At 61.9% G+C, this 16496-nt stretch carries 13 protein-coding genes and 1 pseudogene; 2 read left to right on the top strand and 12 right to left on the bottom strand.

Translation table 11 applies throughout. The annotated features are described in order from the left end of the window. Nucleotides 1-81 precede the first annotated feature (81 nt). From ABD104_RS29085 to ABD104_RS29050, 8 genes and pseudogenes are all read right to left on the bottom strand, one after another. Nucleotides 82-342, bottom strand: a pseudogene (locus tag ABD104_RS29085) (LysR family transcriptional regulator); the annotation flags it as partial. A 42-nt stretch (nucleotides 343-384) separates the two neighbouring features. Next, the gene (locus ABD104_RS29080) at nucleotides 385-807 is read right to left on the bottom strand and encodes a diacylglycerol kinase (RefSeq protein ID WP_313311041.1); all 423 of its coding nucleotides are present in this window, start codon (nucleotides 805-807) and stop codon (nucleotides 385-387) included. A gap of 11 nt (nucleotides 808-818) precedes the next feature. Next, the gene (locus ABD104_RS29075; RefSeq protein ID WP_343928766.1) at nucleotides 819-2492 is read right to left on the bottom strand and encodes a phosphoethanolamine transferase; all 1674 of its coding nucleotides are present in this window, start codon (nucleotides 2490-2492) and stop codon (nucleotides 819-821) included. After that, nucleotides 2489-3277 carry a phosphatase PAP2 family protein gene (locus ABD104_RS29070; protein ID WP_343928765.1) on the bottom strand — a complete coding sequence of 263 codons (789 nt, stop codon included), beginning with the start codon at nucleotides 3275-3277 and terminating at the stop codon, nucleotides 2489-2491. Before ABD104_RS29070 ends, ABD104_RS29075 begins: the two co-directional genes overlap by 4 nt. Next, nucleotides 3258-4556 carry a TolC family protein gene (locus ABD104_RS29065; protein ID WP_343928764.1) on the bottom strand — a complete coding sequence of 433 codons (1299 nt, stop codon included), beginning with the start codon at nucleotides 4554-4556 and terminating at the stop codon, nucleotides 3258-3260. Before ABD104_RS29065 ends, ABD104_RS29070 begins: the two co-directional genes overlap by 20 nt. Next, nucleotides 4553-4873, bottom strand: coding sequence for a DUF3240 family protein (locus ABD104_RS29060; protein ID WP_062168876.1), 321 nt, complete (start codon nucleotides 4871-4873; stop codon nucleotides 4553-4555). The genes ABD104_RS29065 and ABD104_RS29060 overlap by 4 nt, the downstream gene beginning before the upstream one ends. Continuing rightward, on the bottom strand, nucleotides 4870-7965 hold the full coding sequence (locus ABD104_RS29055; protein ID WP_313311038.1) for an efflux RND transporter permease subunit: 3096 nt from the start codon (nucleotides 7963-7965) through the stop codon (nucleotides 4870-4872). The genes ABD104_RS29060 and ABD104_RS29055 overlap by 4 nt, the downstream gene beginning before the upstream one ends. 13 nt (nucleotides 7966-7978) lie before the next feature. Next, nucleotides 7979-9202: an efflux RND transporter periplasmic adaptor subunit gene (locus ABD104_RS29050; RefSeq protein WP_343928763.1), complete on the bottom strand. Its 1224-nt coding sequence runs from the start codon at nucleotides 9200-9202 to the stop codon at nucleotides 7979-7981. Between the two features lie 311 nt (nucleotides 9203-9513). Here ABD104_RS29050 and ABD104_RS29045 point away from each other — a divergent pair, with 311 nt between their 5' ends. Next, a complete protein-coding gene (locus tag ABD104_RS29045) occupies nucleotides 9514-10068 on the top strand; it encodes a cytochrome b (RefSeq protein WP_343928762.1) in 555 nt (184 codons plus the stop codon). A gap of 41 nt (nucleotides 10069-10109) precedes the next feature. Continuing rightward, nucleotides 10110-10817: a VIT1/CCC1 transporter family protein gene (locus ABD104_RS29040; RefSeq protein WP_313233450.1), complete on the top strand. Its 708-nt coding sequence runs from the start codon at nucleotides 10110-10112 to the stop codon at nucleotides 10815-10817. Between the two features lie 23 nt (nucleotides 10818-10840). On the opposite strand, the gene ABD104_RS29035 is transcribed toward ABD104_RS29040, so the two are convergent. From ABD104_RS29035 to ABD104_RS29020, 4 genes are all read right to left on the bottom strand, one after another. Next, on the bottom strand, nucleotides 10841-12196 hold the full coding sequence (locus tag ABD104_RS29035) for a sensor histidine kinase (protein ID WP_343928761.1): 1356 nt from the start codon (nucleotides 12194-12196) through the stop codon (nucleotides 10841-10843). A 60-nt stretch (nucleotides 12197-12256) separates the two neighbouring features. Continuing rightward, the gene (locus ABD104_RS29030) at nucleotides 12257-12922 is read right to left on the bottom strand and encodes a response regulator transcription factor (RefSeq protein ID WP_012204578.1); all 666 of its coding nucleotides are present in this window, start codon (nucleotides 12920-12922) and stop codon (nucleotides 12257-12259) included. 14 nt (nucleotides 12923-12936) lie between these two features. Then, nucleotides 12937-14280 carry a ferredoxin reductase family protein gene (locus ABD104_RS29025; protein ID WP_063598493.1) on the bottom strand — a complete coding sequence of 448 codons (1344 nt, stop codon included), beginning with the start codon at nucleotides 14278-14280 and terminating at the stop codon, nucleotides 12937-12939. A gap of 215 nt (nucleotides 14281-14495) precedes the next feature. Beyond that, on the bottom strand, nucleotides 14496-16481 hold the full coding sequence (locus ABD104_RS29020) for a relaxase/mobilization nuclease domain-containing protein (RefSeq protein ID WP_343928760.1): 1986 nt from the start codon (nucleotides 16479-16481) through the stop codon (nucleotides 14496-14498). Nucleotides 16482-16496: the final 15 nt, after the last annotated feature.

Here is a 16496-nt window from a genome sequence, read left to right as displayed (position 1 = left end):
TGGCTTTCCGTGAACCTGCTTTTCTTCAAGGGAGTCTCCGACTCGTGGAGGCCCCGAAATTCTACCGGCTGATGTCTACCAATTGGGGGAGCTTACGACGCCATCACGGGCCTGATCCAACGCGGTAAAAATGCGCGGGACATGCTCCAGAAGCTGTCGCCCGGCACGGGTTAGTTGAGTGTTTCGGGTAGTACGAATGAATAAACGAACACCAAGCTCCTCTTCCAATTCTTTGATAGTGCGTGAAAGTGGAGATTGGTCGATATGTAGCCGTTCAGCGGCGCGAGCGAAATGAAGCTCCTCCGCAACGATGAGAAAACAGCGAAGATGTCGAAGCTCCATTGTGCTCACTCCACTTTAATTCGTCTAATTTCATTTGCGCGGCTAATTAATTAGCCTTTGCCAGAGTGCTGACAGCCAAACCCCCCCGGTCAACAAAGTGGCTAACAGCACGGCAGCGCTTCCCATGTCCTTTGCACGCTTTGATAGCTCATGCCATTGAGGGCCAATACGATCAATCGCCGATTCCACAGCAGTATTGAGCAGCTCCACAATCATCAAAATAAGGATACTTCCTGAGAGAAGAGCGACCTCCACCCAGCCCCGCCCCAACCAGAAGGCCAATGGGACCAACACAAAGGAAAGTACTGACTCAAGTCTAAAGGCCGGCTCATTCCATCCAGCGCGCAATCCCTGAATTGAGTAATGGGAGGCATGCCAAACTCTCAATATTCCTCGGCGAGATTTTTGTTTATTTTCGAATGCGGACAAGGGCGCAGTTGTGACCGTGTGTTTTTCATCTTTCATGAGAATAACTCTTACATATTCTTATCATCACAGCCAAAGAAAAAATCGAAATTCTTGTCGTACTCAATTGTTTTAACCTGCATTAGCCCCAAGACAGACGAAAACAATGCGTCGTGATTCGCATAAGAGCGGGCTCGCGCACTCAAACAGCCAATATTCAGCCCGCGACTTTGCGTAAACGTTGAAGAGAACCACATAACCAAAGGAACACGAGTCTGCTCTTGTGGAGCAATCGAATAAGGCATACCGTGCAGAAAAAGTCCCTTCTCGCCCAGGGATTCGCCGTGATCCGAGACGAATATCATAGCTGTGTCGTAGTCGGAAAGCCCCTGCAATTTTTTGATGACTTGGGTTAGGAAATGATCTGTGTAGAGAATAGCGTTGTCGTAGCTATTCACGATCTGTTCGCGGGTGCATTTCCCCATTTCCGGTGTGTCGCATGTTGGGATGAATTTGCGATACGCTGCTGGGTATCGTTGAAAGTAGCTCGGGCCATGATTTCCAAGCTGGTGCAAAAAAATCACACGATCACCGGGAATTTTTCGAGCCTGAGCTGGTAAGTCTTCAAGCAAAATCTCATCGAAACACCGACCATCAACGCATAAAGAGGGACTTTGTGCACTCCCTAGGTGTTGATATTCGAGACCATCGCACACCCCTTTGCAGCCTGACTGGTTATCCCTCCACAAGGTGGTAATACCGGCGCGCTCCAGAACATGCAGTAAGGATTGGTGTGAGCGAATCTTGTCCTCATCGTAGTTTCGGCGACCAAAGGACGAGAACATGCAAGGCACAGAAACCTCGGTGTTAGTTCCACAGGAGTGCATGTCGGAGAAATTGATCACACCCATCTGAGTCAATTGAGGCGTTGTGTCGCGTGCATAGCCGTTCAATCCCCAGTTTTGGGCGCGAGCCGTCTCACCTACGACGAAGACTAATAAACGTGGCCGACTGCCTTCGGGCCTGACTGTTGCGACGGCATCAGCTCCAATGGTTTTTTTTTCAGCGGATTGCGTGATAGAGGAACCTTTCAGTGCCTTTGGCAAGCCCACCAAATAGTTTCCCGGTGTAATCAAGTATCGAACTTCGCGATGATTTCTCATCAGTGCGGACATGTCCTGAAATGACAGCATGGCACCACCTGAAATCATCAGTGCCGAAAACAGCATCAATCCCATACGCCACACGGTTGCTTTCAGCCAAGTACGCCCGATCAATCGGATTCGCCAAAGCAAAATAATCGGCACTACTGCCAGCAGGCTTAGTGGAGCAATCAATGCAGGCGTCAGTAGCTCGCGACTTTCCTTGAAGTCTGTGGCTAGAACATTGCGCAACATGCTCGAATCGAGGTAGATATGAAAGCTGCGCATGTAGTGTGTCGCGAGGGCAGAGGCAACAAACAGCACCGCAAGTAAAACCTTGGCATTCCAGCGCCACACAATCAAACTCAACAGCAGACTATGAATTCCCACCAAAAACAGCAGTACGGATGTGCCCATGCGTAAGCTGGACTGGATGCCTAAGGCGCTACTCCAAAATAGACCATTGCAGGCCAGTGCAAAGAAAATACTGGTCATCAAGATCAGCCACTCGACGCTGCATTGTGGTCGCCAATGGCTTAGGTTCTTGAGGTTTGCAGTTCTGAATCGCGGCACCATACCGAGAGCCTGTTTGAAAGTTCTCATGCTTGGAACCCCGATGAATGGACATCGCCTGAGCCATCAACAAACCAGCGTTGCCAGACCATGAAAAGACCCAAGGCAACGACCCAACAAATCAGGAGCGTCCACAAGTCATGGGAAAGGAAGTGGGCTCCGCGCACCTGCTGGGTCCATCCAAAGATGGCACCTATCATCAAACTTGCGGCCAAGGCCATCCAACGCCAGGCAGGACGAACCATCAAGGTAAAGAAATATAGGCTGACCCATGCATATCCGGCACTTGCATGCCCTGCGGGAAAGCACACACCGCGGGGCATACCGAGCGGGCGTGTTTCAAACAGGCCCACAAACACTCGCGCTCCGCCATAGCGCACCAAGTTCCAAGGGCAATCCATGTTAGTGAACGATTTCAGCGCCGAAACCGTCAGTGCCCCTATCAAGTACGCACAAAAAAGATACAGTAGCGGCCAGCGTAGGTATGCCGCGCATTTGTTGCTACGTTTTTTTCTCCAAGCCCAGATGCACGTTGCTGCAACCGCAATTGCCAGCAAGGTGGAAAGATTCTTTCCTCCCCGATGCAGCAGATTGTTGGTTAGCCAGGCATCTCGCAAAGCCCATCGGCTGCCCTGCAAGCGATAGAGATGATCGGCGACCCAGAAGTCCCCACCGCCATCCATCAATAGACTGCTTATGATCAGCGCCGCACCCGCTGGTAGCGCTAGATGAGTGATTAAGAATCGAGGTGCGAATGGTGCGTTGGATAGTGGGGCGTTGCCCAGTAGTCGGGATTCATTGAGGGGCATCGGCATGTGCCTCCTTCGAATGCCACAGCGCATGCGCATCGATACGCACCAGTGCTGACGCTTGCAGCGCATCGACGCGAGCCTGTGCCTCGGCGAGTCGTGTCTGGCGCAGGTTGCGCAACGTCAAGAGGTATTCGGCCAAGGCGGCCTCTCCCAGTTCCCAAGCCCGCCGCGTGTGGTTGCTGGCCGTGGTCTGCGCGGCCAGCGCCTGCGCGAATGACTGCCACTGCGTGCGCTTGCTGTCAACAGCCTGCACGGCGACCCACGCACTTTGCTCCACCGCGCGCCGCACGCCGAGCGCCTCCGCCTCTGCGGCCGCCGCGTTGGCGCTTTCCGTGGCAGCCATTGCACTGCGATAGTCTGTGCCAAATGGCACCGTCAGGACAACGCCAATGACACGTTCCGCCCCGCCGCGTTCAGACATCATGCGTACCCCGACTGTGGGGTCGGGCGTGCGGTTGGCGTGGGCGCGCTCAGCCACCTTGGCAAGACGGGCCGCCTCTCCATCTGCAATGCCGATTTCGACGCTCTGCCGCACGATACGCGCCAGCCAGTCCTGTGAGCCTCCTGGTAAGGGAGCGGGATCTGGCAGCGTGGATGGCCGGGCGGGAATCTCAATGCCGGGGAATTCGATCACCACCGTTTGACGCGCTGCCCGTTCTGCGTCGCGCGCAGCGCTGACCTGGGCTGCAAGCATTGCAAGCTCGGCTTGCAGAACGTCGCTGTCCCGCCGCGCGGCATCGCCCAGGGCCACGCGCCGGGCCATTGCTTCCTGCTCACGAATAAGCAACTTTTCCTGCGCTTGCATCTCGTCGGCTACGACGAAACTGCGCAGCCATCCGGCCCAGACTTCCAACAGTCGCCTTGCCATTTGGTGCTCGGCATCTTCAAGGCGCATGTCGGCCACCCTGCGGGTGCTGCTGCCGATGTCCCGATCCAGACGCGCCTTGTTCGGCAGGCGAACAGCACGGCTGAGCTGGATTTCCCATTCGTTGTAGCGGCGCGCTTCGTTGGTCACGTTGCGGCGTTGTAGGCCGCTGCTGAGTTCAAATTCGTGACTACCGGCTTCAAGGGCGCTTTGCGTGGCAGCCGCCGCGTTCAAGCGAGCGGCTGCGGCATTCACGACCGGCTGGGTTTTCATCGCCGTTTCGACTTGCGCCTGCGCAGGCAGCCAGGAGAGATCATCGGCACGCGCTTGCGCGGGATGGAATGTCAAAGCCGCGATGGCCACCATGACGGCACCAGTCGGTAGTACCAGGCTGCATCCTTTGTTTTTATTCGTCATACCAGTCTTCCACTTGCCAACACCGGCTCCACCCACCAGCGCACGTCGCTCGATGCGATGCGCTGGCGCAGATGCGCCAGAACCTGTTCCAGCCGTTCGGGTTCGATCAACACCCAGATGACACGCCGATCCACACGGCCGCGAACCTTCTCGCGAATGGACGCGCGCGCGAAGTCGCCGGTATGCCCTTCTGCGTGCAACAGGGTGAACCCTGGCAGCACCGGGTCGGCCATCAGGGCATCGGTGACGGCGTCTTCGAGCGTGGGTGGAAACACCAGATTCAGGCGCACCAGTTGCGCTTCTTTCAATCCGTTCATGCGCGGACTCCTTGTTGTGAGGAGATGGCCTGGCCGAATCGCCGGTACAGCACCGGCAGCAGGATCAGGGTCAGCGCCGTGGAGCTGACCAGTCCGCCAATCACCACGATGGCGAGTGGGCGCTGGATCTCAGAGCCAGGGCCACTGGCCAGCAGCAGGGGCACCAGGCCAAAGGCGGTGATGGAAGCCGTCATCAGCACTGGGCGCAGCCGTCGCAACGAACCTTCGCGCACCACCTGTTCCATGGGCAGGCCTAGCGCGTGCAAGTGGTTGAAGTGCGTCACCAGCACCAATCCGTTGAGCACGGCGATGCCCAGCAGCGCGATGAAGCCGACCGAAGCAGGCACCGACAGGTACTGCCCCGACAGCCACAGCGCCGCCACGCCGCCGACCATGGCAAACGGCACGTTGCCGAGGATGAGCGCGGCCTGCCGCACCGAGCCGAAGGTCATGAACAACACGAAGAAGATCAACGCCAGGGCCACCGGCACCACCATGCCAAGGCGGGCCGCCGCGCGCTGCTGGTTCTCGAACTGGCCGCCCCATTCGACGCGGTAGCCGGGCGGCAGCGGCACGTCGCGCGCCACGGCGGCACGCGCTTCATCCACGAAGCCGACCAGATCGCGCCCGCTCACGCTGGACTGGATCAGCGCGAAGCGCGAGCCGTTCTCGCGCCGCACCAGCACGGGGCCATCGGTGGTGGCGATGCGCGCCAGCGAGGCCAGGGGGATTTCGCCCTGATCGCCACGGGCGAGTTGCAAGTCCTTGAACCGCTCGGCCGATCCGCGCAGCCGGGCATCCCCGCGCACCACGATGGGCGTGCGCCTGTCCGGCTCGATCACCAGCCCGGCCGGCACGCCTTCGAGCTGCGCGCGCAACTCGTCCTGAACCTGTGTCACGGCCAGCCCGGCGCGGCCTGCGGCCTGCGCATCCACCTTCACCTGCAGGTATTCCACGCTGTCGCTGGCCTGGGTGAGCACGTCGCGCGCACCGGGCACTTTCTCGATGCGAGCGGCCATGCGCTGCGCCAGATCGCCCAGTGTTTGCAGATCAGGGCCGAACAGCTTGACGGCCACGTCGCCCCGGCTGCCGGTGAGCATTTCCGAGATGCGCATCTCGATGGGCTGGGTAAAGCCGAATTCCAGGCCGGGGAAGGCATCCATCACCTTGCGTATCTCGGCACTCAACGCGTCCTTGTTAGCTGCATGCCAATCCTTGCGCGGTGCGAGCTGCATGAACAGGTCGGTTTCGTTCAGGCCCATCGGGTCGAGCCCCAGCTCGTCGGAGCCCACCCGCCCGATGCTGTGCCGCACCTCGGGCACCGCCGTACCGATGGCCTTCTGCACCGCCAGGTCAATCTCTAGCGAGCGCTGCAGCCCAATGGACGGCGGTTTTTGCAGTTGCAGCAGGATATCGCCCTCGTCCATCGTCGGCATGAACGCCTTGCCCGTGCCGAGGTAGGCCACCACACCCAATGCCAGGGCCGCGATGGCGACCGCCGATGCGCGTAGCGGGTGGTGAAGCGCAGCCTCCAGCAGCGGTTGGTACAGGCGCGTGGCCCAGCGCATCACCCACGGCTCGGTGTGCGCGTGTTCCTTGAGCAGCAGGGAGGCAAGCACCGGCACCAACGTGAGCGACAGCAGCAGCGAGACGCCCAGGGCGAACACGATGGTCAGCGCCACCGGCACGAACAGTTTGCCTTCCAACCCTTGCAGCGTGAGCAGGGGCATGAAGGTCAGACAGATGATGAGGATGCCGGAGGCCACGGGCACGGCGACCTCGCGCGCCGACGCGAATATGCGGTGCAGGCGCGGCTGGTGCGCACTGGGTGCGTGCGGGTCGAGCCGACTGACGGCGTTTTCCACCACCACTACGGCAGCGTCCACCAGCATGCCGATGGCGATTGCGAGGCCCCCTAAGCTCATCAAGTTGGCGCTCATGCCGACAAGGCGCATCAGCAAGAAGGTACCCAGCGCCGCCAGCGGCAGCATCACCGCCACCACCAGCGCGGCGCGCAGCTCGCCGAGGAACAGAAGCAGCAGGATGACAACCAGTACCGTCGCTTCCAGCAAGGCGCTTTCCACCGTGCCCACAGCGCGCTCGATCAACGTACTGCGGTCATAAAACGGCACCACCTTGACGCCGGGCGGCAAGCTGGGAGTCACCTCGTCCAGCCGCGCTCGAATAGCTTTGACCAGCGCCGAGGCATCGGCCCCGCGCAGCGCCACCACGATGCCTTCCACCGCTTCGCCCGCGCCGTCCCGGGTGACGGCGCCATATCGCGTCACGCCTTCGATGCGCACCTGGGCCACGTCGCCCAGGCGAACTGGGGCCGTACCATTGGCCCCCGCGCGCAGGATCAGACGGGACAAATCGTCCAAAGTGTGGATCGCGCCTTCAGCGCGCACGATCAGCGTGTCTTCGCCTGCATCCAGGCGGCCCGCACCGTCATTGCGGTTGTTGCGGCCGATCGCCGTGATGACATCAGAGAAGCTGAGGCCCGCAGCGGAAAGCCGTGCGCGATCCGGCACCACGGCAAAGCTCTTGGCTTCTCCACCCAGCACGTTGACATCAGCAACACCGGGCAGCGTGCGCAGGGCCGGGCGCAGCGTCCAGTCCAGCAGGGCGCGGCGCTCGCTCAACGTGAGGCCACCGCCTTCGATGGTGAACATGAACACGTCCGACAGCGGTGTCGAAATCGGCGCCAACCCGCCGCTGACGCCTTCGGGCAGGCTGCCCGAAACGCCGGCATAGCGTTCGGCCACTTGCTGACGCGCCCAGTAGATGTCGCTGCCTTCGGCGAAGTCCAGCGTGATGTCCGCGATGGCGTACTTGGCGGTGGAGCGCAGCATCACGCCTCGCGGCACGCCGAGCAACTCCATCTCCAGCGGCGTGATCACGCGTGACTCCACCTCCTCGGGCGTCATGCCAGGGGCCTTGATAATCATCTTGACCTGCGTTGGAGAAATGTCCGGATAGGCGTCGATCGGCAATTGCAGGAAGGCCGCCAGGCCCGCGCCCGCCAAAGCCAGCACGCCGAGCAGCACCAGCGCGCGTTGGCGCAGGGAAAACTCAATCAGACGGGACAACATGCGTGGTCGCCCCTCATTGCAATGGAATCATGGATTTGAGCAGTGCCGTACCGCGCACGACGACCTGCATGCCTGCCGCAAGCGGCGCAGTGTCTGGCGAGACGGCACGCACGGCGCTTGACGCCTCTGATTCGTCTTGCCCCAGCAGTTGCACTGGAACGGCGCGGACGCGCAGGTCGCCTTGCTTGTCTTGCGATGTCGGTTCCGCAACGTAGAGCACGTGGCCGCTGCCCGCTGGCAGCAGTGCGGACGTTGGCACGCTCAAGGTGCCCTGCGATGCTGGCAGCAACAGCGCGACACTGATCTGCTGCCCGGCCGCATAGCGGTCTGCCCCTGCCTGATCGGCATCGACGCGGGCACGTACCCGCAGGCTCTGGCTACTGAGGTCAGTGTCGCCACCAACAGCCGTCACGCGAGCGGTCGTGCCATCGGGAAGACGTACTTCCAAGCCGGGGTGGAGATCCGAGCGCCAGCGCAGCGGAACCGCGACGCTGACATCCAGCGGGCCAGGCTGAGCCACTATGAAGGCGATGTCGAGCGGCGCGACCGCCTGCCCGAGGCTCAGGTGACGACGCATCACCCGCCCGGACAAAGGCGCCAGCAATTCATACTCGCCGGCCTGCCCGCCGCTAACGGGTCTAAGCCGCGCAAGAGCGCCATTGGCCTCTTGCAACGTACTTTGCGCAGCCGCCGCGCGCGCCTGGGTTTGCTCGTTGCGCGTGGCTGGGATGATGCCCTCGGCCAAGAGCGCGGCATCGCGCCGGGCCTGCGCCGCGGCTACCGCCGCTTCGGTGCGAGCACGCGCCAGATCAGCCTGTAACGTCAGAACGTCCTTGCTCTGGATGCGCGCCAGCGCCTGTCCTTGGCGCACTGCGGCGCCTTCATCGACCAGAACGCGCGTCACCACACCGCCATATGGCGCCACGACCTGCGCGCTGGTCGAGAGTGGTGCCACCGTCTGGGCGGGTAAGCCATCCAGCGGTATCACTGCGGCATCCTTGACGAGTGCGGTTTCCACACCCTGCGCACGAAGCTGAGAGGCGTTGAGGCGAACGCCGCCAGCGTTCGGTTGGGCGACAGCCTCGCTCGCGTCTTTATCGGCTACGGTTGTCTGCTGCGTTGTCCAAGCCCACCAGCCGTACCCTGCGGTAGCCAGAGCCGTCACACCGATGGCGGACAGGGCCAGGGTCTTGGTTCGGCTGGAAGTGCCCGCCGCTTTCAAGGTCGAGAAGCTCATGTTTTTGCCGCCCCAAACGACGTAGAACAGAGTAGCGAGCACACAGCGTGGATTGAGAATCCGTCGCAGATGAAGCGGTGCGCGAAGTTGGCGAGGCGAAACATGCTGTCGATCTCTTACTTAAAGATCGACTCATCTTCCTCGGTGAAGCTTTGAGAAAGCTTTGGAGAAAACGAAATTTGCTCAGTACGATGTATTTTGGCGAAACGCCTGTTTTGAGCAGCAAGCAATCGATAAACTGATTTTTCAGTAACCTGCTCTGATATGCCAGCGGTGCGCCTTTACTATCTGAAACGTCGGAGCCATATACCATGAGCATCAGAAATTCCGAATACCGTTTCAGTCCTTTTGTCATAGGACTGCATTGGCTGACCGTGCTCCTCATCATCGCGGTCTATGCGAGCATGGAACTGCGCGGACTGGCACCCAAGGGCAGCTCCTTGAGAGACGCTATGAAATCCTCGCACTACCTGCTGGGCCTCAGCGTTCTGGTGATCGTCGTGATCCGTATCGGGGTGCGCATCCAGGCGGGCGTGAAGCCCGCGATCCAACCACCCATGCCACGCTGGCAGGCCACGCTCGCCGATGGCATGCACTATGCGCTCTACAGCTTCATGCTCGCCATGCCGCTGCTCGGATGGCTCACCTTGAGTGCGGCGGGCAAGCCGATTGTTCTGTTTGGCTTGCCCGTTCCCTCTCTGATCGGCACCGACGTTGCTTTGTCGCGCCAACTCAAGGATGTCCATGAGGCGCTGGCGACATTGGGCTATGTCTTGATCGGATTGCATGCGATGGCGGCGCTGTTGCACCACTACGTCATGCGTGACAACACCCTGGTTCGCATGCTTCCCGGTCATCACCCCTGAACTGCTGGCCTCAGATTGCTTCACATGGGTTTGATTTTCCAATGACAAAATTCCACCATCGCGCTCACCCTGAAAGTCATCGCACTGAACATATCGGATGGCTGCGCGCCGCTGTTCTGGGTGCCAATGACGGCATTATTTCCACGGCCAGCCTGGTCGCCGGCGTGGCTGCGGCCCATGCAAGCCATGCCAGCATTATGACCACGGCCATCGCGGGGCTGGTAGCCGGTGCCATGTCCATGGCTGCAGGCGAATTCGTATCGGTCTATTCACAAGCTGATACGGAGAAGGCAGACCTGGCGCGGGAACGTGATGAACTGAAGAACAGTCCGGAAGCAGAGCACCGGGAACTGACAGCCATCTACGTCCGGCGTGGCCTGGATCATCGGCTCGCGGATCAAGTCGCCACGCAATTGATGGCGCATGATGCGCTGGGCGCGCACGCGCGCGATGAATTGGGCATTTCTGAAACCTTGAGCGCTCGCCCGCTGCAAGCCGCCATAGCGTCCGCAGGAAGCTTCGCCGTGGGTGCGGCCATGCCGCTGGCCGTGGTTCTGTTGGCGCCAGAGCAGAGTCTGCTCTATTGGATCGTTGCGACGGCGATTGTCTTCCTGGCCCTGCTCGGCGCTACGGCCGCTGCCGTGGGTGGTACGCCGCTCTTCAAAAGTGCGCTGCGCGTCGCGTTCTGGGGCACATTGGCCATGGCGGTGACAGCGGGCGTGGGGGCCGTGTTCGGTACTGCCGTGTAGATAACGGCACCGCTGCATCCATCTCAGAGCAGCGGCGACCAGGGGCCAAGCCGGGCGGACAGGCGGCCGTTGGCCAGCGAGAACGCCAGCGGCAGGTCTATGGCATGTGCGAGCGCCAGCGCAAGCGCCAGCCCCAGTCCGGCATGATGCACCGTGCCGCCTTCGGAATCCTTTCGCCAGAAGCGAAGGCCGAATTGATCCAGATCGGATGCCTGCAAATTGGGAGCTGTGTTGACGATGGTTAGCATCCAGCCGGAAGCCACGCGCTCCAGCCGACATTGAATGTCGTCGCCTTCGGGCGCGTATTCGATGGCATTGCGCAAGAGGTTGGAGACGATGCGTTCGATCACGCCCTGATCGCTTTGCACCCATGCCGATTCAGGCAAAGTCACGCGGATGGGTGACTTGGGCGCCATTTGCTGGACGTTGAATCCCGCCAGTAACTCTTCCAGCAAAGCTGTTAGATCCAGAGGATCAAGCGCAAGTGTGTGTTGGCCGGATTCAAGCCGCGCCAACAACAGCAGAGTGTCCACACTGCGCTGCATGCGTGAACTGGCCTGGATCGTTGCATTTAGGGCGTGCTGGATTCGGGTCGGGTCGGAATCGATCAAAGCGCTTTCTGCGCTGATGCGGATTTCTGCCAGGGGCGTGCGCAACTCGTGGGCCACGTCGCGGGAGAAGCGGCGCTCGCGGGCAATGGCCGCATACAGGTGATGCAAGCCCTGATTGAAGGCTTCGGCAAACGGCCGCAGTTCGCGTGGAAAGTCCGCTCCGATCCGCGCAATCGGCCGATCCGAACGCAGGTCGGCCAGTTGCACGCCGACGCGCTCCAGCATGACCACGATGCGCCGAACCATGAGCAGCGCCAGGCCTGTGGCCAGGAGCGTCGCCAGTGCGATACCGCCCAGGAGCGTGAAGTGGATGCGCCGCTCGGTTTGATCCCAATCCCGACGTTCTGTTGCCACAACCAGCAATCGAGATTCCTCACCTCTTACCGGCACGCGCGTCGCCAGCGCGCGGCCCGCGTGGCCGTCCGGGAGTATCACGTCGTAGTAGCGTGGGGTGCCTTGCTCCACCGGTCCAAGCGCCAGCTCGGCCCCAGCACTGCTGGGCGAACGCAGCAAGGCCCGGTGGGTCTGCGGATCGAAGATCGTGAAGAACTCGGTATGCCCGCCAGGCTCGTATTCCGGCATGAGGCTTTCGAGCTTTCTCGCATCCAACTCCTGCAGCACGCGCCCCACCGCCGCTGATCGTTGCATCAGGGTGGTATCCATCCGTCGGTAGATTTCGTGGTCGATCCAGTGGTCGAGGACGGGAAACAGGATCGCGAAGGTTCCTCCAATGCAGATCACGAGGCTGGCAGCCAGCCGCCGCTGCAAGGACCAGGATCTGCCTTGACTCGTATCAGAGAGGGCTTCGGAATCGGGACGTACCATCGTTCAGGGGAGTATGTAGCCGAAGCCACGTCGTGTCACGATCAGTTCATCCAGGCCGCACTGGGCGAGCTTGGTTCGCAAGGTGCTGACAATCACCTCTACCACTTTGTCCGATGCATCGCTGCGGCTGTCGTACAAATGTTCAAAAATCTGCGGGCGCGACAGCGTGGCGCCGCGCCGACGCAGCAGCAAGTCGAGTAGTCCATATTCCTTCGGCGTGAGCCCAAGATCAATGCCCTTGAACCTCGCGGTGCGCGAGCGCGGATCGACTTCCAGATCGCCGTGGCGCAGAACTGGAACGTCCCGTTGCGGCGGACGCCGCACCAGCGCCCGCAGGCGAGCCAGCAGTTCGGCCAGCTCGAAGGGTTTTGTCAGGTAGTCATCGGCACCCGCATCCAAGGCCCGCACCCGGTCGTCGAGCAACTCGCGCGCGGAGAGCACCAACACCGGTGCGGCATGGGCCTCCCGGCTCAATGCGCGCAACACGCCAAAGCCGTCCAGCCGGGGCAGCATCAAGTCCAGAATAATGGCGTCGTACCGGTAGCTGGCAAGAAACTTCAGCGCGGACACGCCATCGGCTGCTGTATCGCAGGCATAGCCTTCCGACTGAAGGCTCTGGCTCAGGGCTTCGGCCAGCGTTTGCGAGTCTTCCACGATCAATACGCGCATATGCTTTCTTCCATTCAGCGCATCTCGAAAAGCTCCTGGTGGAACGCCTCCGGCTCCAGCCCCTGGGCCAGCAGGTCGGCGCGCAACGCGCGGCCGAAGGCCGTGGGGCCGCAGAACCAGACGCTGGCGTCTTTCCAACCCGGCACCATGGCACGCAGGCGCTCACCTGTCAGGCGACCGTCCTTTTTGTCGATGAACAGGTGTAGCGCAACGCCGGCCGCCTGGCTGTCGGCGCGCAGTTTCTCGATGGCCTTCGGATCAACGTCGCTCGTCGGATGAAACAAATCGATGGGACGTGCGTCCTGGCCCTCGTGCTGCGCCAGGAACTTCATGCGCGCGATGAACGGCGTGATGCCGATGCCAGCACCGATCCAGATCTGGCGGGCACGCCCGTCGTCGAAAGTGAAGCAGCCGTAAGGCCCCTCGACCGTTACCCGGTCGCCGACCCGTAGGCGCTCAGGCAGCCGGCGGGTGTGGTCGCCCAGCGCCTTGGTGATGAAGGTAATGCGCCGGTCTTCCGGCACCCAGGCTGAGGCCAGCGTGTAGGGGTGCGGGCCTTCTTTCGGGTTAGACATAGCGAAGGCAAACTGCCCGGGCCGGTGGCCGGGCCAACCCGGATCCATCCGCAGGGTGGTTTCCAGCACATTCAGCGCCGGGTAGGCTTGCAGCGACTCGATAACGCCGCGCGCGGTGCGCTGCGCGCCGATCCGGCCCAGCAGCACCCACACCGCCGATACCGTGCCGCTCGCCAGCAGCATAGCCAAAGCCCAGCCCACGGGCTGCGCCCAGTAGGTGAACTGCACCAGCACCAAGGTGTGGAAGGCCAGCACCAGGTAGATCGCTGCCATCCAGTGGTGCGTCTTGGCGAACAGCCGGTATGGAAAGCGCTTGAGCAACGCCAGTACCAGTAGCACCGCGACGGCGTAGAAGGCCCATTCGCCCAAGTCTTCGGCCAGCCCGCGCCAGCCGCGCAACGCCGATTCAATGGAGCCCATTGAATCAGCCTCTGCGCGGGGCTTGCGCGCCGGGCGCGTCAGCCAGCCCCAGCCCACGGCCCACTTGGTGCCCTGCGCCCACAGCCAGTGCACTGTTGCGGCGGCCAGAGCGGCTATGCCGAGCCACTTGTGCAGGCGGTACATCTTGTCCAGTCCGTTCAAGCGGGGCTCCAGCCACGCAGGGCGCGTGGCCAGCACCATCGCCACGGACATCGTGCCGATGGCCAGTACGCCGCTGTATTGAATCCATACCGTCCGCAGGGCGAAGTAGTTGGACTGTGCAGGCCACAGCGTATCGGCAAAAAACCATAGAGCGCTCAATGCCAGCGCAAAAACCCAGAACGTCCAAATTATTCTCTTCATCGTGGATTTGCCCCAAATTCTGCGGAAGGCGCATGCGGTACTGGTCGGAAACCATCAATCCAGATAAGCGATAGCGTGCCTTTGAATGTGACCATGTATCCGCAATTACAGAAAATTTTAATTCTGACATCCCAACCTTTGGAAACGCTTTGGATTGATCAATCATCAATGAATAGGATCTAATTTTTTCCGCCGGCTTGTGGCATTACCTTGACTCAAGAAATGGTTGGCCCCCGATGCCGCCCAATCTCCCATGACACCCCGCCGCCGCGCACCGTCGCGGCCAGTTGCTTCCCCAGCCGCTGCTCGATCACCGGCTTCCACGGCACCAGCGAAAACCCCATGCCGTCGTCGAGCATCGCATAACGCCCACTGGCAAGCATGATGCTTCGCCGGTAGATGCCGGCCACGCGTTGCCCGTCGGCCACCGGGCGATGCTCTAGGCCGGTTTCGCCGGCAATGTCCTTCGCGGCCTGCGCTAGTTCCCGGTTGCGCAGCGTGCCCAGCAGGTTGCGCGCCAGGATCACACGCTGCCCGCGCCGCACGGCCAGCCCCTGTTCGGCCAGGAAGTCGGCGCGCTGCTGCATCGCCTGCTTGGCCTCGCCACCAAAGCCCAGGTCGCCCAAGCCCGAGCCGCCGTCGATCAACTGCTGGTCGAGCCAGGTGGCCCCGATCACGCGCGCCTGCCGCTCGATGGGCAGGTGCGATTTCAGCTCCACGGCCACGCCGCCCAGCCGTTGCGCGTCGTAGCGGCGGCCTTGCTCTGGCAGGTCGCCCGGCACCTTCCATAGCCCTTCGGCCACGCGCTCCACGATGCCGGCGCGGCGCAGGGCTTCGAGCCGGCGGACGTGGGCCGCGACGACTTCCTGCGGATCGCGGCCCGGTCCGGCCTGACCCTGCGCGATGGCTAGGTGGAGGTCGGTGCGGTACAGCCCATCGCTCGCCAGCGCGGCGATGTTCTTGTCGGCCGCGCGCACGGCGGCCGATCCCTTCACCTCCACCACGGCGCCGGCGGGATAGTTCGCCAGCTCGTCGCGGGCGTTGAGCGCGACGTAGTGGGCCTTGCCGTCCACGCCGTCGATGACCAGATAGCCCCGGTCGCGCAGTTCGTCGGCCAGCCCCTTCGCGGCCACGCGCCCGAGGATGGTTCTGCCATTGTCTCCAGGCTCGAATACCGCCAGTTCGCGCGGCTTCCCACTCATTGCCCGCTGCATGGTGCGGATGATGTCGCCACGCTCGCCCAGGGCGCGCAGGGTCTTCTCCGCATCGGCATGGACGGCCCAGGCGCCCGGCTGCGTCTCGTCGGCCAAGCCCAGGCGCTGCAAGCGTTGCAGGCGGCCAATCAGCAGCAGGCGCTGGCGTTGCAAGTTCGGCTCGTTGAAGCGTTCGATCTGCACGCGGCCATCCTCGCCGGCCTCGCGCTTCAAGGTGCGATCCAGGCTCGTCCACCGCTCTTGCGCCACCTCGCGCTGCAAGGTCTGCTGGATCTCCAGCTCGGTGCGCGGCCCCAGCCACTCGGTCGCCAGTTCGGCGGCCCGGTGGCGGAAGCCGTCGGCGATGTAATCGCCCGCGATGATGAGGTCTTTGCCGGTGTCATCGCGCCCGCGCACGATCAGGTGGGTATGGGGGTTGTCGGTGTTCCAATGGTTTACGGCCACCCAGTCGAGGCCCGTGCCCAGGTCGGCCTCCATGCGGCCCATGAGGTGCCGCGTGTAGGTGCGCAGGTCTTCCAGTTCCGCGCCATCTTCGGGCGAGAGGATGAAGCGGAAATGGTGCCTGTCGTCGGCGCAGCGTTCCTTGAAGGCGTCGAGGTCGGCGGTATCGGTCTGCGGCCCGTAGGCTTGGCCCGGCTCGCCGTCGCGGCCCACGCCATCGCGCTCGATGTAGCGCAGGTGCTTGGCGAGCGACTGCGGGCTGACCCGCTGGTGATTCACCAGCAAGGTCTTGATGGTCACGCGCCGGGACATGGGCGTCAGCCTCGCCCCGGCGAATCGAGCTGCCGTGTGGCCGCGCCCCAGGCGCGAGCCGGGACGCTGGCCGGTGCCATGAGCCGACGCCGGACGGCGCACCGTGGACTTGCCGCTGCTGGCCTTGCCCGCCTGCTTGAGCACCTTGGAGACGAAGCTCTGCCCCTGGCCCTTGCCCCGGTTCTTCGGGGCGCTGGGGCGCACGCGGAAATCGTCATCGCGGCGGTCGCTCATGGCTGTGCTCCCTGA

The organism is Pigmentiphaga daeguensis, assembly GCF_039523035.1.
GTDB lineage: Bacteria > Pseudomonadota > Gammaproteobacteria > Burkholderiales > Burkholderiaceae_B > Pigmentiphaga > Pigmentiphaga daeguensis.
Note: the sequence above shows the minus strand (reverse complement) of the source record. Positions and strands in the feature narration are given on the sequence as shown.

Excerpts from the sequence above, each read along its gene's own strand:
- ABD104_RS29080 (WP_313311041.1), bottom strand. The coding sequence starts at position 807 with ATGAAAGATGAAAAACACACGGTCACAACTGCGCCCTTGTCCGCATTC.
- ABD104_RS29075 (WP_343928766.1), bottom strand. The coding sequence starts at position 2,492 with ATGAGAACTTTCAAACAGGCTCTCGGTATGGTGCCGCGATTCAGAACT.
- ABD104_RS29070 (WP_343928765.1), bottom strand. The coding sequence starts at position 3,277 with ATGCCGATGCCCCTCAATGAATCCCGACTACTGGGCAACGCCCCACTA.
- ABD104_RS29065 (WP_343928764.1), bottom strand. The coding sequence starts at position 4,556 with ATGACGAATAAAAACAAAGGATGCAGCCTGGTACTACCGACTGGTGCC.
- ABD104_RS29060 (WP_062168876.1), bottom strand. The coding sequence starts at position 4,873 with ATGAACGGATTGAAAGAAGCGCAACTGGTGCGCCTGAATCTGGTGTTT.
- ABD104_RS29055 (WP_313311038.1), bottom strand. The coding sequence starts at position 7,965 with ATGTTGTCCCGTCTGATTGAGTTTTCCCTGCGCCAACGCGCGCTGGTG.
- ABD104_RS29050 (WP_343928763.1), bottom strand. The coding sequence starts at position 9,202 with ATGAGCTTCTCGACCTTGAAAGCGGCGGGCACTTCCAGCCGAACCAAG.
- ABD104_RS29045 (WP_343928762.1), top strand. The coding sequence starts at position 9,514 with ATGAGCATCAGAAATTCCGAATACCGTTTCAGTCCTTTTGTCATAGGA.
- ABD104_RS29040 (WP_313233450.1), top strand. The coding sequence starts at position 10,110 with ATGACAAAATTCCACCATCGCGCTCACCCTGAAAGTCATCGCACTGAA.
- ABD104_RS29030 (WP_012204578.1), bottom strand. The coding sequence starts at position 12,922 with ATGCGCGTATTGATCGTGGAAGACTCGCAAACGCTGGCCGAAGCCCTG.
- ABD104_RS29025 (WP_063598493.1), bottom strand. The coding sequence starts at position 14,280 with ATGAAGAGAATAATTTGGACGTTCTGGGTTTTTGCGCTGGCATTGAGC.
- ABD104_RS29020 (WP_343928760.1), bottom strand. The coding sequence starts at position 16,481 with ATGAGCGACCGCCGCGATGACGATTTCCGCGTGCGCCCCAGCGCCCCG.